Annotated in this window: 23 protein-coding genes; 9 read left to right on the top strand and 14 right to left on the bottom strand. The window is 70.4% G+C overall.

Features of this window, described 5'->3' with window-relative positions; genetic code table 11:
* Positions 1-16 precede the first annotated feature (16 nt).
* The 5 genes from ACSYGO_RS42390 to ACSYGO_RS42370 all read right to left on the bottom strand — a co-directional run bounded on the left by ACSYGO_RS42390 (position 17) and on the right by ACSYGO_RS42370 (position 3377).
* Positions 17-1285 (bottom strand): RNA polymerase sigma factor, encoded by a 1269-nt coding sequence (locus ACSYGO_RS42390; RefSeq protein ID WP_460389986.1) that lies wholly within the window; start codon positions 1283-1285, stop codon positions 17-19.
* On the bottom strand, positions 1282-1695 hold the full coding sequence (locus ACSYGO_RS42385) for a YciI family protein (protein ID WP_426675298.1): 414 nt from the start codon (positions 1693-1695) through the stop codon (positions 1282-1284). Before ACSYGO_RS42385 ends, ACSYGO_RS42390 begins: the two co-directional genes overlap by 4 nt.
* 102 nt (positions 1696-1797) lie before the next feature.
* The gene (locus ACSYGO_RS42380; RefSeq protein ID WP_426675299.1) at positions 1798-2094 is read right to left on the bottom strand and encodes a PadR family transcriptional regulator; all 297 of its coding nucleotides are present in this window, start codon (positions 2092-2094) and stop codon (positions 1798-1800) included.
* 138 nt (positions 2095-2232) lie between these two features.
* Complete coding sequence (locus ACSYGO_RS42375; RefSeq protein ID WP_426675300.1) at positions 2233-2760, bottom strand: GNAT family N-acetyltransferase; 528 nt, start codon at positions 2758-2760, stop codon at positions 2233-2235.
* 131 nt (positions 2761-2891) lie between these two features.
* Positions 2892-3377 (bottom strand): hypothetical protein, encoded by a 486-nt coding sequence (locus ACSYGO_RS42370; protein WP_460389985.1) that lies wholly within the window; start codon positions 3375-3377, stop codon positions 2892-2894.
* Positions 3378-3541: 164 nt separating this feature from the next.
* Here ACSYGO_RS42370 and ACSYGO_RS42365 point away from each other — a divergent pair, with 164 nt between their 5' ends.
* A complete protein-coding gene (locus tag ACSYGO_RS42365; RefSeq protein WP_460389984.1) occupies positions 3542-4549 on the top strand; it encodes a CehA/McbA family metallohydrolase in 1008 nt (335 codons plus the stop codon).
* 67 nt (positions 4550-4616) lie between these two features.
* Here the strand turns inward: ACSYGO_RS42365 and ACSYGO_RS42360 are convergent, their stop codons facing one another.
* A complete protein-coding gene (locus tag ACSYGO_RS42360; protein ID WP_435223106.1) occupies positions 4617-5846 on the bottom strand; it encodes an MFS transporter in 1230 nt (409 codons plus the stop codon).
* Positions 5847-6475: 629 nt separating this feature from the next.
* Here ACSYGO_RS42360 and ACSYGO_RS42355 point away from each other — a divergent pair.
* A complete protein-coding gene (locus ACSYGO_RS42355; RefSeq protein ID WP_426675303.1) occupies positions 6476-7081 on the top strand; it encodes a hypothetical protein in 606 nt (201 codons plus the stop codon).
* 325 nt (positions 7082-7406) lie between these two features.
* Positions 7407-8273, top strand: a complete 867-nt coding sequence (locus ACSYGO_RS42350) for an AraC family transcriptional regulator (protein ID WP_460389983.1) — start codon at positions 7407-7409, stop codon at positions 8271-8273.
* A gap of 132 nt (positions 8274-8405) precedes the next feature.
* Here the strand turns inward: ACSYGO_RS42350 and ACSYGO_RS42345 are convergent, their stop codons facing one another.
* Entirely contained in the window at positions 8406-9245 is an 840-nt protein-coding gene (locus tag ACSYGO_RS42345; protein WP_432176744.1) for an RNA polymerase sigma factor SigF, read from the bottom strand.
* 210 nt (positions 9246-9455) lie between these two features.
* On the opposite strand from ACSYGO_RS42345, the gene ACSYGO_RS42340 reads away from it, so the two are divergent.
* Positions 9456-9713 carry a hypothetical protein gene (locus tag ACSYGO_RS42340; RefSeq protein ID WP_426675306.1) on the top strand — a complete coding sequence of 86 codons (258 nt, stop codon included), beginning with the start codon at positions 9456-9458 and terminating at the stop codon, positions 9711-9713.
* A 104-nt stretch (positions 9714-9817) separates the two neighbouring features.
* On the opposite strand, the gene ACSYGO_RS42335 is transcribed toward ACSYGO_RS42340, so the two are convergent.
* Entirely contained in the window at positions 9818-10717 is a 900-nt protein-coding gene (locus tag ACSYGO_RS42335; RefSeq protein ID WP_460389982.1) for a GNAT family N-acetyltransferase, read from the bottom strand.
* A gap of 240 nt (positions 10718-10957) precedes the next feature.
* Positions 10958-11515 (bottom strand): 2'-5' RNA ligase family protein, encoded by a 558-nt coding sequence (locus ACSYGO_RS42330; protein WP_460389981.1) that lies wholly within the window; start codon positions 11513-11515, stop codon positions 10958-10960.
* Positions 11516-12389: 874 nt separating this feature from the next.
* Here ACSYGO_RS42330 and ACSYGO_RS42325 point away from each other — a divergent pair.
* Together ACSYGO_RS42325 and ACSYGO_RS42320 are read left to right on the top strand one after the other, a co-directional pair.
* Positions 12390-13154: an alpha/beta hydrolase gene (locus tag ACSYGO_RS42325; protein WP_460389980.1), complete on the top strand. Its 765-nt coding sequence runs from the start codon at positions 12390-12392 to the stop codon at positions 13152-13154.
* 158 nt (positions 13155-13312) lie between these two features.
* A complete protein-coding gene (locus ACSYGO_RS42320) occupies positions 13313-13969 on the top strand; it encodes a DinB family protein (RefSeq protein ID WP_426675310.1) in 657 nt (218 codons plus the stop codon).
* Positions 13970-14048: 79 nt separating this feature from the next.
* Here ACSYGO_RS42320 and mgrA read toward each other — a convergent pair whose 3' ends face one another.
* Both mgrA and ACSYGO_RS42310 read right to left on the bottom strand, forming a co-directional pair.
* The gene (gene mgrA / locus ACSYGO_RS42315; RefSeq protein WP_460389979.1) at positions 14049-15095 is read right to left on the bottom strand and encodes an L-glyceraldehyde 3-phosphate reductase; all 1047 of its coding nucleotides are present in this window, start codon (positions 15093-15095) and stop codon (positions 14049-14051) included.
* Between the two features lie 322 nt (positions 15096-15417).
* The gene (locus ACSYGO_RS42310; RefSeq protein WP_426675312.1) at positions 15418-15711 is read right to left on the bottom strand and encodes a DUF1905 domain-containing protein; all 294 of its coding nucleotides are present in this window, start codon (positions 15709-15711) and stop codon (positions 15418-15420) included.
* Between the two features lie 314 nt (positions 15712-16025).
* Between ACSYGO_RS42310 and ACSYGO_RS42305 the strand changes: the two genes are divergently transcribed.
* Complete coding sequence (locus ACSYGO_RS42305) at positions 16026-16451, top strand: pyridoxamine 5'-phosphate oxidase family protein (protein ID WP_432189546.1); 426 nt, start codon at positions 16026-16028, stop codon at positions 16449-16451.
* Positions 16452-16843: 392 nt separating this feature from the next.
* Here the strand turns inward: ACSYGO_RS42305 and ACSYGO_RS42300 are convergent, their stop codons facing one another.
* Positions 16844-17197, bottom strand: coding sequence for a VOC family protein (locus ACSYGO_RS42300; protein ID WP_426675314.1), 354 nt, complete (start codon positions 17195-17197; stop codon positions 16844-16846).
* A gap of 85 nt (positions 17198-17282) precedes the next feature.
* On the opposite strand from ACSYGO_RS42300, the gene ACSYGO_RS42295 reads away from it, so the two are divergent.
* The gene (locus tag ACSYGO_RS42295; protein WP_460387146.1) at positions 17283-18380 is read left to right on the top strand and encodes an IS630 family transposase; all 1098 of its coding nucleotides are present in this window, start codon (positions 17283-17285) and stop codon (positions 18378-18380) included.
* Here the strand turns inward: ACSYGO_RS42295 and ACSYGO_RS42290 are convergent.
* The gene (locus ACSYGO_RS42290; protein WP_460389978.1) at positions 18377-20167 is read right to left on the bottom strand and encodes an RNA polymerase sigma factor; all 1791 of its coding nucleotides are present in this window, start codon (positions 20165-20167) and stop codon (positions 18377-18379) included. The genes ACSYGO_RS42295 and ACSYGO_RS42290 overlap by 4 nt on opposite strands.
* 189 nt (positions 20168-20356) lie before the next feature.
* Between ACSYGO_RS42290 and ACSYGO_RS42285 the strand changes: the two genes are divergently transcribed.
* The gene (locus tag ACSYGO_RS42285; protein ID WP_460389977.1) at positions 20357-20854 is read left to right on the top strand and encodes a hypothetical protein; all 498 of its coding nucleotides are present in this window, start codon (positions 20357-20359) and stop codon (positions 20852-20854) included.
* 202 nt (positions 20855-21056) lie between these two features.
* Here the strand turns inward: ACSYGO_RS42285 and ACSYGO_RS42280 are convergent, their stop codons facing one another.
* Positions 21057-23738: a hypothetical protein gene (locus tag ACSYGO_RS42280; protein ID WP_460389976.1), complete on the bottom strand. Its 2682-nt coding sequence runs from the start codon at positions 23736-23738 to the stop codon at positions 21057-21059.
* Positions 23739-23933: the final 195 nt, after the last annotated feature.

Genomic DNA, 23933 nt, shown 5'->3' with positions numbered 1-23933 from the left:
AGGGGCGACGGACCGATCAGGCATCGGGACGCGTGCCCGCGTCCGGTCCCAGCCCGGCCGTCCGCAGCTGCAGGTAGCGGCGCTCGGGCACACTGAGCGTGGCCGAGGCCGCCGCCTGATACGCGGCCCGGGCGCCTTCGACGTCCCCGGCCCGTTCCAGGAGGTGTGCCCGGACGGCCTCCATCCGGTGGGTGCCGGACAGGGTGCCCTCCGACTCCAGCTCGGCCAGTCGGTCCAGGCCCGCCCGCGGGCCGTGCACCATGGCCACGGCGACGACGCGGTTGAGCTCGACCACCGGGCCGGGCGCCAGGCGTGCCAGGAGGTCGTACAGCGCCAGGATCTGTGGCCAGTCGGTGTCCTCGGCGGTGGGCGCCTCGTCGTGGACCGCGGCGATGGCTGCCTGCAACTGGTACGGGCCGAGGGCGGTGGTGGTGAGGGCCTGGGACACGAGTGCGACGCCCTCGTCGATGGCCTCGTGGTTCCAGCGGCCGCGGTCCTGTTCCGTCAGCGGGACGAGTTCGCCGCCCGGTCCGGTACGGGCCGCCCGGCGGGCGTCGGTGAGCAGCATCAGTGCGAGCAGGCCGGTCACTTCGCCGTCCTTCGGCAGCAGACGGTGCACCGTGCGCGTCAGCCGGATCGCCTCGGCGGAGAGCTCGGCGCGATGGAGCGACGTGCCGGAGGTGGCGGTGTGGCCCTCGTTGTAGATCAGGTAGAGGACCTGGAGCACGGCGCTCATACGGTGCGGCAGATCGGTGGGCTCCGGTGGCCGGAAGCGTCCGCCGGCGTCCTTGACGGTCTTCTTGGCACGGCTGATCCGCTGGCCCATGGTGGTTTCCGGGACCAGGAAGGCACGGGCGATCTCCGCCGTGGTCAGGCCTCCGACGGCACGCAGCGTCAGCGCGATCTGGGACGGTCTGCTCAGCGCCGGATGACAGCACAGGAAGAGCAGGAGGAGGGTGTCGTCCTCGGACGCGACGCGGGATGCGTCGAGGGGCGGAGCATGGAGGTCGTCGCACGGTGTGAGCGCCGCCGCGGTCTCCTCGCGGCGCCGCCGCGCCTCCTCGCTGCGCAGCTGGTCGGTCAGCCGGCGCGATGCCACCCGGATCAGCCAGCCGCGCGGATTGTCCGGCACGCCTTCCCCGGACCACTGCTGCGCCGCCGCGAGCAGCGCCTCCTGTACGGCGTCCTCCGCCGCGTCGAAATGGCCGTACCGGCGGACGAGTGCGCCGAGGACCTGCGGCGCGTTGTCGCGCAGCAGGTCCTCCGTCGCGTCGGGCGAACTCACGCTCCAGTGGGCGCTTCCATGATCGGCCGGATCACCACGTCGCTCGGGGCCGCTCCCTCGGGCACCGGGCAGGCGTGCACGCGCTTGGCGATCTCGGTGACCCGCTCGATGCCGGCGCAGTCCAGTACCCAGTAGCCGGCGAGCACCTCCTTGGTCTCGCCGAACGGGCCGTCCGAGACGACCGGCGCCCCGTCGGCGCCCGAGGTGATCACGACCGCCTGCCGGGGCTCCGACAGTCCTTGGCCGTCGACCATCTCGCCGGACTCGATGAGCTCCTTGTTGAGGGTCTCCATGTACTGGAACATGGCGCCCAGCTCCGCCTGCGTCCAGGCCGGGTGCCCAGGGCTGGCCTTGCCGTTCATCGACTCGTAGTCGGCCTGATTGCCGTAGATCATGACCAGGTACTTCATCGGACTCTCCTCATGCATCGGCGGGGCATCCCGGTGGGGGCGCCTCTCGCAGGAGACGTCGGAGCTCGTCCGCCGTTCTCGACACGTGCCCGCAGATTTTTTTCAGCGGCCACGCCCGGGCACTTCCCTGGCTCCGCGGACGCGCGCGAGGGCAGTGCGGGCCTGCACCGTGCCGTCCTGTGTGATGCGGTAGGTGCGGCGACGCGGACGTCCGGCCGTGTCGTGCACGGCCGGGTCCTCCCCCCTGCTGTCCACCCGGCCGACCTGCTCCAGCCGGGCAAGGATCGGATGGATCGTGCCGCACGGGAGCCCCGCCGACTCGCACAGCTCCAGGCCTGACCGCTGCTCGGCCGGGTCCTCCAGCAGAGCCCGCAGCACCTGTCGGGTCTGAAGGGTCATGCGCGGCATACCCATACTCGTACGCTACAGAGTCCGTACGGAGGCTGCCCAGAGGACGCAGCGGTGCACCGGTGCCGCCCGAATGCCTTCGTTGCCGTGGGCGTGCCGGGCTTCTTGCCCCCGCGAGCGGGACGTCGGCTACGCCTTGAGAGCGACGTCGTCCCGGAGTATGGAGTACATGACCATGTCCCGCCAGGCGCCGCCGCGGAAGCAGGCCCCGCGCAGGACCCCTTCGCGGCTGAAGCCGGCCGATTCCAGTGCCCGCTGCTCCGCGACGTTCGCGAGTTCCGTGCTCGCCTCGACCCGGTTGACCTGAGTGTGGGCGAACAGGTACTCGGCAAGCTCGCGTTGGGCGCGCTTGCCGAATCCCTTGCCCCTCTCGGCGGTCAGCAGCGCTATGCCGATGTTCCAGCACGTCGAGGCCGGCCCCTGCAGGACCTGGCGCCACTGCACCTCACCGACGAAGCGGTCGTCACCCGCGACGATGGCGAGACGCCCGCCGCCCGCGGTGATGAAACCCTGCTCGGCCCACATCCGGCGCAGCTGGCCGGTGTTGCGATAGCCGAAGAACCCGAGCTCCCCCGCCTCCGAAGGGTCCTCGTAGAGACGCTCCAGCAGGGCGAGATCACGTTCGGCAACGGGGCGGAGATACACGGGTTCGGCCATGGCGTCAGACTAGCCAGCGGTCTGCAGTGCTCAGCAGGGGGGACCCGGCGGCGACCAAAGGCACCACGACGCCGGAGGCAGGTCGAGCTGCGATCGCATGGGCATCGCCGGCCAGGCACCCACGACCGCGATCACCCGGCCATCGGCTCCACCAGGAGGACGACTCGATCGGCCTCGACATCGAAGCCGAGCACGGGATTTCCGTGGTCGCCTTCCGGGTCCATCAGGACCGGCCTGCCCACGCGTTGCCCGATCTCGCGCAAGAAGCCGCAGAACACGTCGAGTCGCTCCTGGCCCTGCAACTCCCGTAGATCGACGTCGAAGTCGATGACCCTGTCGTCGAGAAATCTGAAGATCGCCAGGACTTGGGCCGTCGGCCAGACCCGCAGTTCCGGGCACTCGGCGTCCGCTGTTCGGGACAGCACGGTCTCCGCCCGAGGTACCGGCAGCACTGTGTCCCCTTCGGAGTACCGGCACTTCCACCCCCTCGCCTCGAGGAGGTCGAGCACCGCCTGCCAGTCCTCCACCGAACAATCCGGAACACGCACGTCGGGCAGCGCCCCCATCAGATCGGGGTCGAAAAGACGGCTCACGTCGTCCCACAGAAGATCAGCCACCCCGCCATGGTGTCCGGCTTCCCGATCCGACGCAGCTCCGTTTCCCATGGCCGAAGGCGCAGGGAATCCCGCACATCGGCGACCACGGCCTTCTCGCGGCGTGGTTCCGTCGGCGCGAGGCGGCGGGCAACGTGATGGTTCACGTGAAAGTGAAGGGGACTCCAGTGTGGTCTTCAAACCGGCAATCGCTCAGGCGGTCTTCTTCGGGTCCTCGGGGGCACGGACATGGCTGGTACCGGGGTGACTGCCATGTGCACTCGGTGTCCTCCAGCGGTGGCGAGCTGACGCCGGCCGAGCTGGTGGCCGATGCGCGGTCCGCGGGACTCGACTTCCTCGCGGCCACCGAGCACAACACCGTCGAGACCCATGGCTCCTGGGCACAGCACGCCGACGACGACCTGCTGGTGATTCTGGGCCAGGAAGTCGTCACCCGGTCCGGCCACTGGCTCGCTCTGGGGGTCCGCCCAGAGAAGGGAGTCGACTGGCAGTACGGCGCGGAGGACGACGTGGTCGATCAACACCTGGACGAGGTTCGTCGGGCCGGTGGACTCTGTGTCGCGGCCCACCCTTATGCGCCGTACCCGTCGGGCACGTTCGAGTACTCGTACCAGGGCTTCGACGTGGTGGAGGTGTGGAACGGGCAGTGGACTTCCGACCTGCCCTGGCAGGCGGACAACGAGGCGGCCTTGGCCCAGTGGCACCGCATGCTTGTGGCGGACATCGGCCAGGGACGGTGGATGCCTGCGGTGGGCAACAGCGACACCCACCTGAAGGGCCAACTCGGCAGCCCGCACACCGTGGTACGGGCCGACGAGCTGAGCGTCGACGCGGTCCTCGCCGGCATCCGTGCCGGCCGCAGCTGGGTCGCCGCGTCGGAGGCCGTCAGGCTGTCGTTCGCGGTCGCCGCCGGTGCCCGCGGCGCCGGGATCGGTGAGCGGTTGCAGACCGGAGATAAGCCTGCCGTGGTGCGGGTCGACGTAGTCGGCGTACCGCACGGCACCGTCAGCCTGCACACCGAGCAGGGAGAGGTGTGCCGCGCATCCCTGCGCGGCGCGGGATCGCGCACCGCGGAGTGGCGTATAGACGCTCAGGAATCGGCGTTCGTCCGCGCTGAGATCCGCGACGGGGAGGGCCGCATGGCGGCGCTCACGAACCCGATCGTCCTCGGGTGAGCGACGGTCGGCGCGTCCGCCACCGCGACGGCCGCCGGCCCGCCCCGCAAGCCGGCGGCCCCAGGCGCTATCCCCGGTCCCCCGGCACCGCCGTGACGTGTCCGGCCTGCGTCGAGGTCTCCGCGGCGGACGCCGTGACCACCTTGGAGCGTCGGCCGTCCCGGTCCATGAGGCCTCCGGTGAAGGCGAGACCGAGGCCGGCCACGGCCAGTGCCGCGCCGACCAGGTTGGGCGAGGCCCAGCCCCAGCCTGCCGAGATGGCCAGGCCGCCGAGCCAGGCGCCGCCCGCGTTGGCCAGGTTGAAGGCGGAGTGGTTGGAGGCCGCCGCCATCGTCGGAGCGTCCTTCGCCTTGGCCATGAGCAGCATCTGGACCGGCGTGGTGATGAGGGCGCCCATCGCACCGATGAAGGTGATCGTCACCAGAGCCGGCACGGTGCTGTGCACGGCGAAGTAGAAGACCACCAGTCCCGCGGCGAGCAGCGCCAGCCCGGCGTACAGCGTCGGTCGCAGTGCACGGTCCGTGAGGGGGCCCGCGACGAGCGTGCCGAGCGTCATGCCGACGCCGTAGAGCGCGAGGACCAGCGTGGTCGAGGAGTCGGAGATGCCCGTCAGGTGCGTCAGCATGGGCACGAGGTAGCTGTAGACGGCGAAGAATCCGCCGAAGCCGACGACGGCCGTGCCCAGGCCGATCGCGACCTGCCGGTTGTTCATCGCCCGCAGCTCGTGCTTGATCCCGGACTGCCGGCCGCGAGGCTGGTGCGGAACGAAGACGGCCAGCGCGGCGAGAGCAACGAGGCCGATGACGGCGACCGCGTAGTAGGCGGACCGCCAGCCCAGCTGCTGCCCGAGAGCGGTGCCGGCCGGGACGCCGACGATGTTCGCGATGGTGAGTCCGAGGAACATCTTCGACACGGCACGCGCGGCCCGTTCGGGGGCGACCAGCCGCGAGGCGACCACGGCGCCCACACCGAACAGCGCTCCGTGCGGCAGACCCGCCAGGAATCGTGCGGCGAACAGCAGCCCGAAGTTGGGGGCGAGCGCGGACGCGGTGTTGCCGATGACGAACAACCCGGACAAAAGGAGCAGAAGTCGCTTGTGGGGTATGCGCGCACCGATGCCCGTCAGCACGGGGGCGCCGACCACGACGCCGAGGGCATAGGCCGAGACGAGGTTGCCGGCGTGCGGCACGGACACACCGACCCCGTCGGCGATCTGGGGCAACAGCCCCATCGTGGCGAACTCGGTCGTGCCGATGCCGAACGCGACAACGGCCAGGGCGAGCAGGGCCAGTGGCATGGTGCAGTAGAGCCTTTCGAAGACAGCGGTCCAGGGGTGAGGAAGCCGGAGGACGGCGAGATCGTCTCCGGTCTTCCGCGGCCAGTCGCGCTGAGCTCCATTGCCCGGCGCGCCCTCAGAACAGGGCAAGCCCAGGACAATTACAGCAGCCGAAAGATGCCGCGCATTCCAAGATCCAGCCGCACGGTGTCGTGAACTGCGTCATGCCTCATCGGGCCGCTCCCGTCGAGCCCGCTCGCACCGCTGTCCCCGCGACCCGAGCGGCGGGGCCGGAACCGGTTCACCTACGGCCTCCCGTAGCGGGGCGGCAGGTGCGAACACCGCCGTGCGCCGGTCCGGCTGCGTATGCCCCTGCTGTCCGCCCAGCTCCCTCAAGCAGTGGCAGACGCCCCGCGGGGCGGACAGCGCCCGAGCCTGCCGGCCCTCGGTCGGGCTGCGGATCACCCCGTCCGTGCGGGAGGCACGGCCCCGGCCCGGCAACACGTCGAAGGCGTTTACCCCCGCAGCCCCGTGGAAGAGTCCAGTGCCACGTACGGTCAAGCGATCGGCCGACCCTGCCATGACGAGTGCTGCACCTCACCCGGGTGGAGCCGGCCTCTTCGACGCCCTCGCCGGAACAGGAGTACGCCATGCGCCTCTACGCCCAGACACCAGCGCGTCGAATCCGTCAGGTGCTCGCGGACCTGATCGCCGTGGCGCTGATCGCGCTCGCGGTGAAGTTCGCCCTCGTCGTCCGTGACGCGATCATGTTGCTGGCCGAGCCGGGTCGGAAGGCGGAGAGCGCGGGCGACAGCCTCGCCTCCGGTCTCGGTGACGCCGGCGACGCGGCCTCGAAAGTGCCGCTCGTCGGAGACTCCCTGAAGAAGCCGCTCGAGGCCGCCGCGGGCGCCGGCACCAATCTCTCCGACGCCGGACAGTCGCTGCAGGACACCGTGGGCCACGTGGCCAACCTGACCGCACTCGCCCTGATCGTCCTCCCCGTGGCCTTCGTCCTGGTGCTGTGGCTTCCTCCGCGGCTGCTCTGGATCCGGCGCAGCACCACCACCCGACGCCTCCTCGACGCCCCCGGAGGCGCCGACCTCCTCGCCCTGCGGGCACTCACCGGACCGCTGCGCAGTCTCAAGGCGGTTCCCTCCCCGCCCGGCGGCCTCGCCGACGCCTGGCGTCGCGGGGACGAGCAGGCCATCGCCGACCTGTCCGAGGTCACCCTCAGGCGGGCGGGTCTGCGTCCCTGACCGGTCCGGAGTGGGCTCGCGCCGCTGTCCGGCCGCCTTCCACCGGCGAGGCACCGTCGCCGGTCGTCTCCACCGCCGAGGTCGTCTCCGGTCCTGTCCACCGCCGAGGTCGTCGCCGGTGCTGTCCACCGGCAAGGTCGTCGCCGGCCCTCTCCGCTTGCGCGCTGTCGTCGCCCAGGGCGTCCTGACCGACACCTGGACAGACGGTGGATGACGGACGCGCAGGGGCGGGCCCCGCACCCGATCCGAACGGGCAGAGAATGTCGGGTCCGGCAGGACGCGCGCTGCCTAGCGTGGTGATCACCGAAGAGGAAGGAGACCGGGCGTGCTGGATCGGCTCAACCAGACGATGGAGCACATCGAGGACCGTCTCGACCAGTCCATCGACGTGGCCGTGTTGGCGCACATCGCCGTCACCTCGGAGTATCACCTGCGTCGGATGTTCTCCGCGCTCGCGGGCATGCCCTTGTCGGAGTACGTCCGGCGTCGTCGGCTCACCGTCGCGGGCGCCGAGGTGCTCGCCGGGAACCGGACGCTGCTGGAGATCGCGGTGCGGTACGGCTACGGCTCGGGCGAGGCGTTCGCGCGGGCGTTTCGCGCCATGCACGGCGTCGGCCCCGGCGAGGCCCGGCGCACCGGTTGCGCGCTCGTCTCGCAGCCCCGGCTCACCTTCCGCCTCACCGTCGAAGGGAGCAGCAGCATGCGTTATCGCGTCGTGGACAGGCCGGACTTCACCGTCGTCGGCCTGAAGGCCCGGGTGCCACTGGTGCACGCAGGGCCGAACCAGGCCATCATCGACTTCGTCCGCGGGATCGAACCGCGGTCCCGGGAACTCCTGGAGAAGCTGTCCGACCAGGAGCCGCACGGCATCGTCGCGGTCTGTGACGACCTGGACCCGAGTCGAGCCGAAGGCACCGAACTCGACTACTACCAGGGGGTGATCACGTCGTCGGCAGCGCCGGACGGCATGAGTGTCCTGCCCGTCGGGGCCGGCACCTGGGCCGTCTTCACCATCTCGGGACCGGTGCCGCAGGCCATTCAGGAGCTGTGGCGGGACGTGTTCACGGAGTGGTTCCCGTCCACCCCTTACCGCAGCCGCCCCGGGCCTGAGATCCTCCGCACCCGCCTGTCTCCGGGTGGCACCGAGGCCGATGCCGAACTGTGGCTTCCGGTGGAGCGGGAGCAGGGCTGATCAGAGCGTCGGCCGCGGAGGGGCCGGGCTCCGTGTGCTGGGGCCGACCCGGTCGACCGAACGGGTCGGCCCCAGCACACGACCGCCGACGGGACACAGAATCGCTCGACGGTCGAGGCGGACCCGCGTGCGTCACTGGGTGGTGAGCATCCCTTGGCGCAGCTTGGAGAGCGTGCGGGACAGCAGCCGGGAGACGTGCATCTGGGAGACGCCGAGGTGTTCGCCGATCTGGGCCTGGGTGAGTTCGTCGACGAACCGCATGTGAATGATGCGGCGTTCCCGCTCGTCCAGTTCGCCGATCAGAGGCGCCAGGGCGTGGAAGTCCTCGACGAGTTCGAGGGCGTTGTCCTCGGTGCCGATGAAGTCGGCCAGGGCGGTCTCGCCGTCCTGACTCGTGCTGATGGCGGCGTCGAGGGAGGAGGAGTTGTAGCCGTTGGAGGCGAGGCGGGCCTCGTTGACCTCTTCCTCGCTCAGGCACATCAGCTGGGACAGTTCCCTGACGGTCGGGGTACGGCCCAGTCGGCTGCGCAGTTCCTCGGTGGCCCTGGCGAGCTGGACCCTGGCCTCCTGCAGACGGCGGGGCACATGCACGGCCCAGGAGGTGTCGCGGAAGAACCGCTTGATCTCGCCGACGATGTAGGGCACGGCGAAGGAGGTGAACTCGACCTCGCGGGTGAGCTCGAACCGGTCGATGGCCTTGATCAGTCCGATGGTGCCGACCTGGACGATGTCCTCCATCTCCTCCGGGCCACGGCTGCGGAAACGGGCCGCGGCGTAGCGGACCAGGGAGATGTTCATCTCGATCAGCGTGTTGCGTGCGTACTGGTGTTCCGGTGTGCCCTCTTCGAGCGTGGCGAGCCGGTCGAAGAACTGCCGCGACATGTCCCGTGCGTCGCGCGGGGCGACCTGCGACGGGTCGGCGATCTCCGGCAGCCCGGCCGTCCGTGCGTCCACCGTCTTCGTCACCGTCATCTCAAGCCCTCCCACTGCATCGTGCCCCGCAATGACGGCTGACAGCAGCCGACGAAGGAGCGCGTACCCCCATCGGCGGCCCGCATGCCCAGGACGTCCGAGTCGGCCTGTTCGCACCACCCGTGCGGCGGCCTGCTCGCCCCGTCCTTGCGCGACCCACCGGGTGTGCCTGTCCCGCGGTCTGCTGGACAGGCACTTAAATACAGAAGCATGACTACAGAGCCGCAGCGCTTCACCGTCCTGCTGGTCCCCGAGTACATCGAGGGCGCGGACCGTGTTTCCGCACAGGACGCAGCCGTGCGATCGGCCGTCGTCGAGGCGACCGGCGAGACGGGTGAGACGGGCTACCCCCGCTATGCCGGAGAAGGGATCGTGGCCGACATCGATCCCCGTACGCGTACGGTCGAGGCGGTGCTCGTCGACGGTGCGGAGCTGGACTACGGGCTCAACGCCGCGGTCGCTCCGTAGTCGTTCGTGCCCTCCCGAGGCTGCCCGGGCCGGCAGTCCACGGGGCACCGGCAAGCGGTCCGGCCCGCCCTCGGACCGGACCCCTCACCGTGTGCTGTCCCTGGCTAGGCCGACTGGCCCGCGGGGTGGAAGTTGATGCGTTCACGGACGACGGGGAAGCCGGCCTTGGCGAAGTTCGCGGCCATGGGGAAGTTGCCGTGGTCCGTCGCTCCGCTGACCACCTCCGCGCCCTCCTTCACGAGGAAGTGGGTGCACTCCGCGAGGAGGTCGTACGCGTAGCCGTGTCCGCGGTGTTCCGGGACGACTCCGATGAACCCGATGGTCGGGCCGGAGGGGTTGTGGGCCGGGATGTGGATGCCGGCCAGGTCGCCCTCCGGCGTGTGCGCGACCTGCCACCACTCCCGAGGGGAGGGGCACCAGTGGAAGAAGTCGATTTCCTCCTGCGCTGCCCGGTCGACGCCGCCCTCCTCGATGGCCCTGAGCGCGTGGGCGTCCAAGGTGACGGAGTGGATGCGGCGCAACGCGTCGAAGAACACGGTGTCGTCGGGTTCGGCGCTGAACCGCAGGCGTCCGGGCCGCTCGGGCAGGCCTCGCTCCGGGGTCCAGCGGTACAGGTAGCGTTCCACCAGGAGTTCGTACCCGGCGGCTCGTGCGGCGGCGAAGCGTGCCTCGCCGGCGGCGCGCAGGTCGGGCTTGTCCCGCCAGCCGCCGGGCAGGTTGATCTCGAGTTCGACCTGCCAGGGCGCGGAGCGCAGGAGTTCGACCCCCGCCTCCTCTTCGCCCTCGGCCACATCGAACCAGTTGATGTTCACGGGCTCCGAGTCGTCGGGGCCGCCCCACCACGCGCCGCGTGCGACGACCTCGCCGTCGCGCAGGGCGACACGCTTCCAGTCGGGGCGGAACCGGGTGCGCCGGTGGCCTTCACGGGCGCCCAGCGGGTCGGGGAGTGCGTCGAAGAGATGGGCGTCGCTCGCGGAAAGCGCGCGGATGACCAGATCGGTCATGGAAATTCCTCCGGGATACAGGCTGCTGGAGCGCTCCCGGTCAGAACTGACGAACCACGCCGGGACAGCGGAGATGGGAGCGCTGGAAAGGTGTGAACTGCACGGCACTCGCCTCCTTCCGTCCGTCTGTGGGCGTGAGGCCACACAGTACGTGATCTTCCACGGCTCCGTCCATGGTTTTCCGCGGCCCTCGGAAGCAGGAGTTCGCGGGATGGCCGCGAGGCCTGCCGAGATCACGAACTACGGCTGGGGCACCGGGCGTCCCTGAAGAGGGAACGAAGCCCGTAGCCGCCACCGCACTCCGTCGTGGACCATGAGGTCGACCGCCGATACGCAGGCGGTGACCGGCAATCGGCCGCGGAGGTCGGTCCCGACCTCCGCGAGGACGGTGGCGTCCTGCCCTTGGGCGACGGTCAGGTGGGGAACCACGTCGTCGAACTGCCCGCCGTACGGCGGAGCCTCGGGCCAGCGATCCGCGATCGCCTCGGTGAGCCGGCGGAAGGGGGCCTCAGGTTCGGGCGCGAGGTACAGGATCCCCGGGAACCCTCCGCAACGCGCGAACCGGACCTCGAACGGCCGATGCCGCCCGATCACTTCGCCCAGGGCGGTGTGGGTGTCACGGTCGATGCGCCGCTCGTCGAGAAACGGGAAGAGCACGGTGACATGGGCCGGGACGCCCTCACCCGCTGAAGGGTCCAGCCGTTCACGCCATGCTCGGACAGCGGGTTCCGCTTCCGGGATCCTCACGACCAGTCCCGTCTGCCCCGCCTGCAACGCGCCCGAGCCATCGTCCGTCATCGCACCTGTGTATCAACAGGTCGTGGAGGAAGGCGATCGAATAGCGCCGTGCGCGGCAGCACGGGATGCTCGCGACCTCACCTCCCCGCCGGGCCTGAGCCCGCGGAAGTGGGGCCAACTCCTGGGCCGTCGGGCCCGGTCGGCGGGTGGCGGCACTGTCGAGGTCGGCCTTCCCGACGGGACCTCCCGCACGCTCGGGGATCCCGATCCCGATGCCCGGCTGTCCGAACTGCTGGGCCGTCAGGGGCGTCGGCTCGTCACATCGCCGTCGAGCGGACGGAAGGGCCCGGACGGTCGGCTGAATTGCGACCCGAAGGAGCCGTCCACGCCTCGTCGACCAGCCGGACAGCGGCCAGGAGCGCAGAGATCTGAGCTCGGGCGTGCACCGCCGCCGCGTGGTAGGTAGCGATCCCGTCCACCGGACCGGCCTCCGCGGACCTTCCGTCCCCTGCCATGCCGTGCACTGCACCACCATCCCGCGCCACTTCTCGGATTGCCCTCAGCATGCCGCTCACCGAGCCGCAGACGCGGATCCCGGACCCGTGTGTCGGCCTGCTCTTCTCACCGTGCGCCGAGCAGCCATCCCTGCCGGCCGTCGCGACCCGCGCCGGTCAGGAACGCGAACTCGCCCTGGGCCGGGGCTTCGCGGGGCTCTTGCCGCGTCGGACGTGTTGCGGGAAGGGCGGGAAAAGGGTTGGTCGAGCCGACGACCGAGCTGATAGCTTCCGGTCGACTGTGACCCCGCCCGAGGAGGTGAGACCCATGAACGCTGGATCCGTATGGGTGCTCCCCCTCGCCGTCACGGTCGGGCGATCGACATAGGTGTCGCCGGGAGTGCCCCGTCAACGAAGGCACTTCCGAAAGGCAACACCCCATGCATTCTGTGCACTTCACCGCGGAGAACACATCGAACGGTGTCGTCGAGCGCGACTTCACCGTGGGCGGTGTCCCCGGCGTGGTCTGGTCGCCCGCGTCCGGCGCCGAGCGTGCGCCCCTGGTGCTCATGGGCCACGGCGGCGGCACGCACAAGAAGTGGCCGGCCATGACGGGCCGTGCCCACCTCCTCGTGACCGGCTGCGGCTTCCATGTCGCCTGCATCGACGCGCCCGGGCACGGCGGCCGGCCGCGCACGGCGTACGACGAGCAGGAGATCGCCGCGCTGTACCGGGCGAGGGAAGCGGGAGAGCCGGAAGGCCCGATCGTCGTCCGTTACAACGCCCGACTGGCAGAGCGTGCCGTGCCCGAGTGGCGGGCGACTCTCGACGCCCTGCAGGAACTTCCGGAGATCGGCCCCGATGGGCCGGTCGGCTACTTCGGCCTGAACATGGGCACCGCGATCGGGGTGCCGCTGACGGCGATCGAACCCAGGATCACCGCCGCGGTGTTCGGTCTCCACTGGCCCGATGCCCTGGCCGCATCGGCGAAACAGATCACCGTCCCGATCGAATTCATGCTCCAGTGGGACGACGAGCACATCCCGCGCGCGTCCGGTCTGGCGCTGTTCGACGCCTTCGCCTCGACGGAGAAGACGTTGCACGCCAACGCGGGCCGGCACAAGGAGCTGCCTCGGTTCGAGTCCGACAGCGCGGTCCGGTTCTTCGCCCGGCACTTCGGGCGGGCGGGCACCTCACCCGCCTGACCTGAGCGGTATCGGCGTCCGGCCGGCGAACCGGGCGCCGATACCGCGCCGGGTCTGCCCGAACCGGTTCCTGTCGCCTTCCCCCGCCGCTACGAGGCGAGCGGGACCAGTGATCAAAGGAGGAGCTTGGTTCCCCCCGGTCGCGGTACGGTCCCGCCATGTCCCGATCAGCCGAGACCGGCCCCTCCCAGTCCCCCGTCACCGCGGACGACCTCGACCTCGCCGTACGGCTCGCCGTGGCGGTCCTTCGCCGGGCGCCGGCGACGGCGTGGGAGGGCAAGGCCGGTTCGCTGGAGTGGGACTGCTGGGAAACGGTCGAGCACCTCAGCGACGACCTCTTCGCCTACGCCGCACAACTGGGGCTCAGGACACCGCCCTTGGACCGTGAGGTTCCGTTCGTGTGGGAGAGCCGACGGCCCGGCGGTCCGGCGAACGCCATCCACGCGGACCGGAACGCCGGCCCCGACGGTCTGTTGCAGGTCCTGGAGGCGAGCGGCGCACTGTTGATCGCCATGGCCCGTACGGCGCCCCCGCAGACCCGCGCCCACCATGTCTTCGGCGTATCGGACCCGGAGGGCTTCGCCGCGATGGGCATCGTGGAGACCCTGGTCCACACGCACGACCTGGCGCAGGGGCTCGGCCTCGCGTGGAACCCGCCGGCCGAACTGTGCTCACGGGTACTGGCCCGGCTGTTTCCCGACGCACCGTCGTCCACGGACCCGTGGCCCACCCTGTTGTGGGCCACCGGACGTGCCGAACTGCCCGGGCGTCCGCGCCTGACCACTTGGCGATGGGACGGCACGGTCCGGGCGTAGGAGGCCGTGCTGTCTCCGATCGCCCGACGCACGGCGCCGGACGACCGGCCCGACCCGCGTCGGCCGCAGCGAGCCGGGGTCAGCTCAAGGTGCCGGTCCGGGCTTGCTGCCACAGGTCGACGCCGCCCTCGACCGTCGCCTGCTTGTCGATCTCCGCGAGCTCGTCGGCGGTGAAGGACAGGTTGGTGAGAGCCGCGATGTTCTGTTCCAGCTGCTCGGTGCGGGAGGCACCGATGACGAGGGAGGTGACGCGGTCGTCGCGCAAGGCCCATGCCAGTGCCATCTGAGCGAGGGTCTGGCCACGGCGGGCGGCCATGTCGTTCAGCGCGCGCAGTCGCTGAAGGGTGTCGTCGTTGAGCCAGCCGGTGTCGAAGGACTTGTCCTGGGCCGCGCGGGAGTCCTCGGGGATGCCGTCGAGGTAGCGGCCGGTGAGCAGGCCCTGGGCCAGGGCGGTGAAGCCGATGACGCCGAATCCCTCGTCGGCCGCGGCGTCGAGGAGCCCGTCGGTCTCGATCCACCGGTTGAGCATGCTGTACGACGGCTGGTGGATGAGCAGCGGGGTGCCGAGGTCGCGGAGGATGGCCGCGGCCTGCCGGGTGCGCTCGGCGTCGTAGGAGGAGATGCCGACGTACAGCGCCTTGCCCTGTCGTACCGCACTGTCCAGAGCCGTCATGGTCTCCTCCAGCGGGGTGGAGGCGTCCAGGCGGTGGGAGTAGAAGATGTCGACGTAGTCGAGGCCCATCCGCTTGAGGGACTGGTCCAGCGAGGCGAGCACGTATTTGCGCGACCCGCCGCCCTGGCCGTACGGGCCGGGCCACATGTCCCATCCGGCCTTGGTGGAGACGATCAGCTCGTCCCGGTAGGGGGCGAGGTCCTGTCGCATGAGCTTGCCGAAGTTGAGCTCGGCGGCTCCGTACGGCGGGCCGTAGTTGTTCGCGAGGTCGTGGTGGGTGATGCCGAGGTCGAAGGCGCGCAGGGCGATCTGCCGCTGGGTCTCGAACGGCTTGTCGTCACCGAAGTTGTGCCAGTAGCCCAGCGACAGGACGGGAAGGTCCAGTCCGGAACGGCCGGTGCGCCGGTAGAGCATGCTGCCGTCGTAGCGGTCGGGGGCCGCGACGTGGTTCATGAGGTTCTCCGTGATGAGGTCGTTGCGGGGAGGTGCCCCGGTGGGGATCGCTTCATCAACGGTGCGGGCAGCGGCCTGGGAAGTCCAACAGAGAGAACTTGTGGGATTGAGTGCTCCTGCTTCTCAATGACGACTGCTCCGGGCTGCGACCACTGCGTCGCGTCACCTCGCGGTCAATCCGAGCTTCGAGGGGCCGGGCACCCTCGCGATCCTCGACCGCGTCCACCGCGGTGTCGCGGTGTCCCGGTGAACCCGACGCCGACCTGCTCGCCCCCGGTCTCCTCCAGCGGTCGGCCCCGTGGCGGCACCGGTGCCCGGTCGGTCAGGGCTGGAGGCGGACGGACATCTTCACGGTCACGTCGTCGCCCGCCGTCAGGCCACCCGGCTTGCGCACGGCGACCTTGAGCGGCAGCAGGTAGCCGCCGTCCTTCGGGAACAGGGACGTCTGGAAGGCGACCTCGCCGATCCGGGCCTCGACCGGGATCACGCCCCAGCCGTACGTGGCCATCGCGGCCACCTCGCGGATGTCTGCGGACTCGTCGTCGGGCACGGGGACGAAGTAGTACGGCGACGGCCCACGCCACTCGATCACTCGGCCGGAAAAGGCGAACTCCATGAGGCCAGTCTGCTTCCCCAAGGACGTTCAGGTCACGCGATCAGTGACGGAGGCTGTGTCGCGGCGGATTCTCCCGCACCTTTGTCGAGCCGTCGACTCATCGACTTCCCGGTGCGCGGAGCCCCTCAGTGCTCGACCATCGCGCAGGTGGGTGAGGCCTTGCCCTTGTCCGTCTTCACGACGGACTTGCTGCCGCTGAGGCCATCGACGTCGATCCGCTCCGACATGTCGACCTGCCAGGCCGTCCCGGGCGCCGCTCACGTGCCCCCTGCTGCGGCGGACCCGTTGTCAGTGGCCGGGCGTACGGTCGGCGTATGGCTCTTTCACGGGATGAACGGGAAGCCTTTCTGGCCGAGCCCCACGTGGCCGCGTTGGGTGTCGCGTCCGGCGACGGCCACGGACCGCTGGTCGTGCCGATCTGGTACGCCTACGAGCCGGGCGGCCAGCCGTGGATCCTGACCGGCGCGGACTCCCTGAAGATGAGGCTGATCAGAACGGCCGGCCGCTTCAGCCTGCTGGTCCAGCGCACCGAGCCGACACCTCGGTACGTCTCGGTCGAAGGGCCGGTCGTCGAAGTGTCCGAGGGAAGCGGTGCCCTCCATCGCGACCTGGCGGCCCGCTATCTCTCGGGGGAGGCACTCGACCGGTACTCGGCATGGGCGGAGACAGAACTCGCCGATCATGTCGTGGTCCGCATGCGGCCGGAGCGCTGGTTCACCGCCGATCTGGGCGCGGTCTGACCCGAGGAGACCGCCTCCTCGGACGGCGTGTCTCTCCGCGCCGCCGTGCGCAGGGGTTCCTCCTGCGGCCCGATGCCGGCCATCCTCAGCACGCCCGCCTGTGCGCGCGGCTTCTGTACGGCCATGACCACGCCGTCCACGCCGAGCAGACCCACACGCCTGGGTTGCCGTGCTTCGGTCGGCGGCAAAGGGCTCTCGCCGGCCATGCCCTGGAACGCGATCCGCGGTCACACGGCCCCACGTCGTGGCCGTCCGGGACGCCTGGGACCACTTCACCTCGTTCGTCGAAGTCACCGGGAACGAGGTGAAGCCGGCCGCCCTCAACTACTCATGTTTCACCGCGCTGCGGTCACCCGGTTCGCCGCACCATCGGCCCGACCCGGGCGTCAGCCCTACTGGCGCCGCTGGCCGAGGACACAGAACTCGTTGCCTTCGGGGTCCGCCAATACGACCCACGATTGTTCGCCCTGGCCGATGTCGACGTGCTGGGCGCCATGAGCCACCAGTCGAGCCACCTCGGCGTCCTGGTCGTCGGGCCTGAAGTCGAGATGGAGTCGGCTCTTGGCCTTCTTGCTCTCCTCCAGGCGGACGAACTCCAACCCCGGCAGGCGATCCGGCTCCTGCCGGATCTCGAACTCGTCATCGGAGGAGTGGACCACGACCCAGCCAAGAGCCTCGGCCCACCACTGTCCCAAGGCCACCGGGTCTTCCGCGTGCACGATTACCTGTTCCCATTCCAAGGTCATCTTCCGAGCCTAGGCCCGCCGGCGCTTCGAGAACCAGACACCTCTTGAATGGAGCTAGTGACCTGAGTCGTAGATTCGTCGTTGGTTGGGTGTGAGTCGTCCTGGACCGAAGATTCCGCCGTTGTCTGTGACCGATGCCCAGCGGGCTGTGCTTGAGGGGTGGGTGCGTCGGCGTTCGACAGCTCAGGCTCTGGCCCAGAGGTCCCGGATCGTGCTGGAGTGCGCCGAGGGTCATTCGATCGCGGAGGTGTCGCGCCGGCTGGGGGTCGCGGCGGACACGGTCCGCACCTGGCGACGGCGGTTCCTCGACCGTGGCCTGGAGGGCCTGCACGACGAGCCGCGTCCCGGCGTCCCGCGGAAGATCACCGACGCGGATGTCGAGCGGGTGATCGTCAAGACTCTCGAAGAGACGCCGAAGAACGCGACGCACTGGTCGACCCGGTCGATGGCAGCGGCGACCGGGATGTCGCAGTCGGCGATCTCCCGGATCTGGCGGGCGTTCGCCCTGGCCCCGCACCGCTCACAGACGTTCAAGCTGTCCACGGACCCGCTGTTCATCGACAAGGTCCGCGACGTGGTCGGTCTCTATCTGGACCCGCCGGAGAAGGCCCTGGTCCTCTGTGTGGACGAGAAGTCGCAGATCCAGGCCCTGGACCGGTCCCAGCCGGTCCTGCCGATGATGCCCGGTGTTCCCGAACGCCGCAGCCACGACTACATCCGCGCCGGTACCACCACTCTGTTCGCGGCCCTGGAGGTGGCGACCGGCAAGGTCATCGGCTCCCTCCACCGCCGCCACCGGGCCGCCGAGTTCAAGAAGTTCCTCACCAAGCTCGACAGGGAAGTACCTGCCGGGCTTCAGGTGCACCTGATCCTCGACAACTACGCGACCCACAAGACGCCCGGCATCAAGAAGTGGCTGCTGGCCCACCCGCGGTTCCACCTCCACTTCACGCCGACCAGCGCGTCCTGGCTGAACCTGGTGGAACGGTGGTTCGGCGAGCTCACACAGAAGAAGCTCAAGCGCGGCGTACACCGCTCCGTCCAGGCCCTCGAACGCGACATCCGGGCCTGGCTCGCCGACTGGAACGACCACCCCAAGCCTTTCGTCTGGACGAAGACAGCCGACGAGATCCTCGACAAACTCGCCGCCTACTGCCACCGAATCTCTGACTCAGGTCACTAGCTCTGTCCGCCCCATTGCGGGCTCGGTGCCTTCGGGTCGGTGGCGGTGATCGGCTTGCCGTCGGCCCAGCCCCGGTAGGTGAGGGTGAAGGTGTCGACGGGCTTCTCACCGGTGTAGCCGTCGGTGCGCGTGACGGGGATGTCGAGAGTGAAGGACTTCGGCAGATGTCGGGAGTCGGTGGTCAGCACGAAGGTGGCCGTCCGGGTCGGAGAGGTCTTCAGGTACGGCCGGTAGAAGGCTCCTACGCTCGGATCGGCGGCCAGGTCCTTCAGGGCGGCGGTGCCTCGAAGTTCGTGCCCGCCGCCCTGCACGCCCTTGTCCTGGAATCCGGATGCCTTCGTGATGAGCGCCGCCAAGTCCGCGGGCTGGGCGAGCCATTGGGCCTCCAGGGCGTTGCGCACGGAGATGTCGCTGGCGGCCGGGGTGGCGGAGACGATCTTGGTGGGTCCGTAGGCGTCGGCACCCGTGGCACCTGGTGTGTTGTCGGGGGTGACGTAGGCCCGCTCACCGATCAGCACGATGTCCGGAGGATTCCAGGCGTGGCCCTCGCCGTAGTCGTACAGCACATGCGTCGCGGCCCTGACCGGTTTCCGGCTCATGTCGAGACGGCCCTGCCCGATGAAGAAGTCCGGGTCGCCGGGCGGCCGGGCGTTGATGTCGAAGGCCACCAGCTTCTGGTCGAGCATCGCCGAGACGATCGAGGAGGCGGTCGTGGACCGCTGGTCCGCGTCGGCCTGCGGGTCCGTGCCCGCGGTGACGGACCTGATCGCCAGCACGGCGAGGACGGCGGCCGCACCGAGCGCCGCGCTCGTCCGGACGACCCGTTTCCTGACCGTCCCGCTCTTCCCCGGTGGCCGACCGTCGGGAGGCCCGGGTGGCGCCGAGGGCGGCTGGGGTGAGCGGGCGGTCGTGTCGGCGGCGTACGCGACTTCCTGGAGGGCGAGTTCGACGCGCTCGCGGAGGGCGGTGGCGAGGACGACCGGGATGGCGACCGGCGCGGCCTGCCAGATGAGTCGCTGCTGAGTGGTGCGGCAGAGGGTGCAGTTGCCGCAGGTCCGGCAGGTGCTGTAGTGCTCGACCACACGCTCGGCGAGGGCCGCGGTGTAGCCGGGGCCGTGCTGCCGCTCGTGGTCCGCCAGCAGTTCGCGCAGTGCGGCGCAGCGGGTGCCGCCCTCGCGGACGAGCAGCAGGACGTGAAACCGGTTCGCCACCAACTTGTCGAGTTTCGTGCACTGTTTGCTGACGGCGTTGGGGTCCTGGCCCTTGCGTGCGGCGATCTCCCGTCCCGTCAGCCCGCCGAGGTTCCGCAGCCGGTAGAGGTCCCGCTGCTCGTCGTCGAGGCTCTTGAACACCGTCTCCAGCATCCGGTGGACCTGTTCGAGGCGGAGGAGGTCGTGGCCCGCCTCGATGACACGTTCACGCTCCTTCAACTCCTCGACGGTGCTGCCGGACAGGCCGGGTCGCTCCTTGCGGCCCCGCGACCAGAACTTCAGCACACGACGCCTGGCGACCTCGATCAACCAGGCCTCCAGCCTGTGCGGCGGGCCCAGCGACGTGTGCTGGTCGAAGTAGCGGAAGGCGTCGACGAACGTGTCCTGGACGATGTCGAGGGCGTCATCGGCGTCCACCCGGCCGGCGACGAAGCTCAGCACGGCGGGGCGATGACGCGCGGCGATCACGGCATAGACATCGGCCCGTGCGATCAGGGCGGGGCCCTGCCCCAGAAGCCGGAGGAGTCCCTCGTCCGTCTCGTCGGCAAGTGCGCGGGAGGAGACCGGCTCAGTCATCGCCGCCCCCGTGAGCTGCGGACATCGGCAACCGGAGAAGTTCTCGAAAAATCTTGGCGCGGAGCCGGGAAAAATCCGCCGGACCCGGCCTGACCCTCCGTACGGCCCCGAGCCCGAGGAGGCACCCATGATCCGTACAGCAGGGCGTTCCACGCCCGGCCGTCCCGTCGAGGCCCGCGGGTGGTCGCGATGAACTCTTTCTCCCCCGCGCCCGCGGCGGCCGAAGGCACGTCGCTCACGGACCTGAGTGCCTCGTACGGATTGCGTGGTCTCATGCTCGCGGCCCTCATCATGGCCGTGGTCCGCCTCGGCGGACACATCGTGGGTGCGGTGTCCGCGCGGGCGCTCGCGCCCTCGCAGCGCCAGTTGCGCTGGCTGCTCAAGCACGGCCACGTCACCGGGCAGTTGACGGCCCGGCAGGCGGTCGAGCTGACGCAGGCGACGCACGCGCAGGAGATGCGGGTCCGGCAGGCGGACCCGTCGAACGTGCAGCCGCCGACGCACCAGGATTCCGGCGCGGCGACGCCGGGCACGGCCGTGCCCGAGGCGACACCCGCGGAATCCGGCGGAGCAACGCCGGACACTGCCCCGCCCGAGGCGACGCCCGGTGCCGACGGCGGTCCCACCATGCCCCGGGTCGAAGCCACAGGCCTGTTCTCCCGCAGTAGAGACACAACGGGTCCCTGACAGCAGTCGTCCCCCGCGCCCATGCCCCTCCCCCACCGTCACGGTGCGCCCGTCCAGCACTTCATGCTAGGGAGGATCACCTCATACCAGGGCCACTTCGGCGAATCGCCCGCCTTCATCGGCGGGCGAGGTCGGGCCCGGGCGAGGTCCGCGACCGGCTCGTCGCCGCGTGTCCGGGCGCCGTCGTACGGGACAGGGCAGGTCAGCCCTCGGGACCGCCGAAGATCCCTCCCCCGTTGGCCCCGTTCGCCCCGCCGGCGCCATTGACACCGGTCGGGTCGTCGGAAGGGCTTGCGGTGTCCGACGGGGTCGCCTGCCCCGTGCCTCCGGACAGCAGGCCCCCGATCGATCCGTTCGAGCCGCTGGAGCCGCCGGACGTCGTGTCCTGCGTCGCCGAGGACCTGCCGGCCGACGGGGGCGGCGTCGTCGTCGGGGACTGCACGACCTTGCGTGCGAGGACGAAGCTGGCTCCTACATGGTCGGCACCGGACAGGGAGGCTTCCGCGAGGTAGGCGGTGTGGGGAGCCGCGGTGCCCTCCTCGCAGTCCTTTCCCGTGGCTTGGCGGTTCCAATGGAAGTCGACGGTGACGGGCCGGGTGCGGGAGAGCTCCAGCCAGCGGGGACCCGAGTGCCCGTCGGCGCAGGCGGACGACTTCCAGAGCGCGGCGCCCTGATCCGCCGGGGTGAGCGTGAGAAGTGCGCCTGCGCGGCTGGCGTTCACCCGGCAGGGCACCTCCTCCGCGTCTTTGGCGGCGGCCACCGTCAACGTCAGGTGTGGGTTCCGGTCGGTGTAGGTGTTGCGCTCGGAAGCCAGTCGGAGGGAGTACACGGAACCCGCGCAGGCCGGCAGTTTCATGATCGATCCGGTGTTGACGGGCTGGTCGCCGATGTCGGCGACGGTGTCCCTGGCCGGGTGGGGCGGCAGGCTCGGGGTCGTCTTCGCCCCGGGCGACGCGCCCGTCCTGGGTGATTCACGACCGGCCACCAGCGGGGTGTCCCGGCCCCAGGACCACCACACCAGGGCGGGCAGACCCACGAAGAGCACGACGGCTGCGGCGACCAGCAGCGCGACCCTCGCGACGCGGCTCGGGTCCCAGTGCGGATCCGTCGTGAACGGCGAGTTCGCGAGGCGACGGCTCCGGCGCTGCTCGGGGCGGCTTCGTGAGGGGAGTGCCGCCGATTCCGCCGATTCCGCCGGTTCCGCCCGGCTTGTCGTCCGAGCCTCGCGCCGGGCACGGGCCGTCGCGTCCTCGGCGGGATCCCTCCTGCCTGCCGAAACCCTTCCGCCGCCCTCCGAGCCAGGGCCTCCGACCTGTCCACCTTCGTCGCCGCTCCGCGTACCCGGACCGCCACCCTGTTCGCCTTCCCCGCCCCTCCGCGTACCCGTACCGCCGTCCTGTCCGCCTTCGTCGCCCCTCCGCGAACCCGGACCGCCGTCCTGTCCACCTGGGTCGCCGCCCTGCGGGGCTGGGCCGTCGCCTTGTCCGCCGTGGTCGCCGCCGCCCCGCGCACTCGGGCTGCCGTCCGGTCCGGGTGGGGCGTGCGCCCCCGCGCCGACACCCGTGGCGGAGGCCGTCGCGCCACCGCGATCAGGGGGTGCGGCATCCGCCTCGGGGACCGGGGACGGCGATTCGGGCGCCGCGGCGATCAGCGCGAGCCCGCCGAGGTCCTGGTCGCCCTGCATCGCGGCCAGTGCCTGCGACAGGACGTCCTGGGCATCGGCCTCCACCGCCCGTTCCCTCATCGTCTGCACCAGATCCGCGTCCGCGCGCACCACGCGCTGCTGGACGTCGCGCAACTCCGTCCGGGCCTGGCGCAGTTCCCCTTCCAGGTGGGCGATCGCGTCCATGGCCTGCGCGTGGTGGAGTTCCGCGTCGTGCAGGGCATGCTGCGAGGCGGCCGCTTCGGCGAGTCGGCGAGCTTCGCTCGCGGCTGCTTCCTGTCGCGCCTTGGCGGCGTCGGCCCGGCTGAGGTCGGCCCGATCCTGTGCCCGGGATGCGGTTCGGCGGGCGGAACGGCGTTCGTGCTCCAGGTCCTCGCGAGCGTTCTGGGCGTCCTGGACGGCCCGGGCGAGGTCCTCCTCGGCCCGGGACAGCCGCTCCAGCAGGAGAGCCTGACGTTCCTGCCACTCCTCACGGTCCGCGACGGATTCCTCTTGCACGGCCACGGCTTGCTCGCGCAGACCCTCATACGCGTCCTTGAGCCGGTCGAGGCGGTCCACGGCTGCTTCCCAGTGGAGCCTGGTCCGCTGTTCCTCCGCCCGGGCACGTTCAGTGGAGCGGGTGCCGGTCTCCAGTTCCTTGTGCGCGGCCGCGAGAGCACGGTGCACACCGAGGAGTTTCAGACTGGCACGGGTGAGGCCGAGGAGAGCTCGGCCCTGCTCGGCCTCCAGTACGTCCACCTGACGGCGCAGCACCGCCGCTTCCGTGCGGGCCGCGTCGCGTTCGTCGATGACGTCGTAGGCCTCCGCGACATCGGGACGGCGGCTGCGCAGAGCCGGCCGGTACAGCCGCCACAGGGTCTCGGCCGATTCCCGGCTCGGCTGCGGGCAGCGGTCCCCGAGCAACCGGAGCAGATCGAGCACCACGTCCCGGGTGGGGACCAGCCGTCCCGACACCATCCGCCGCACCGACATCTCGTCGCGCCCCGATCGCACACTCTGCAGCCGGTCCGCGCCCGCCTTGCCCAACCTCCGCTGCCGCTCCCGCATTCCGGGGGCGCGTTCCGTCAGCCAGGCGGCGACCTGTGCGAGCGTCAGCGGATCGTCGCCGCTCAGCAACGGCACCATCACGGTGCCGCGAAACACCCTCACCCAGCTGTCGACCGACGGCGTCAGACCGCTGCTGACCGGCTCCAACGGCTCCCCCGGACCTACCACGTTCATTCCCCCTGGGCCTACCACCGGGTCGCGTCACGCACCCGTCCCGCGGTCCGGACGGCTGGTCACCGATCCCCTGATACCGGACGCAGGTGCCCACCATGCCCGTTCCACCCCATACTTCGCAGGCCAATGCCCCAGCCGGACTCGTCCGACGGCCGCCGAGGTCCGGCCCGGTTCCGGGACAAGTGAGGGACGCGC

It is taken from the genome of Streptomyces krungchingensis, assembly GCF_054729265.1.
The sequence above is the reverse complement of the archived record's forward strand: the minus strand, read 5'-3'. Positions and strand labels throughout refer to the sequence as shown.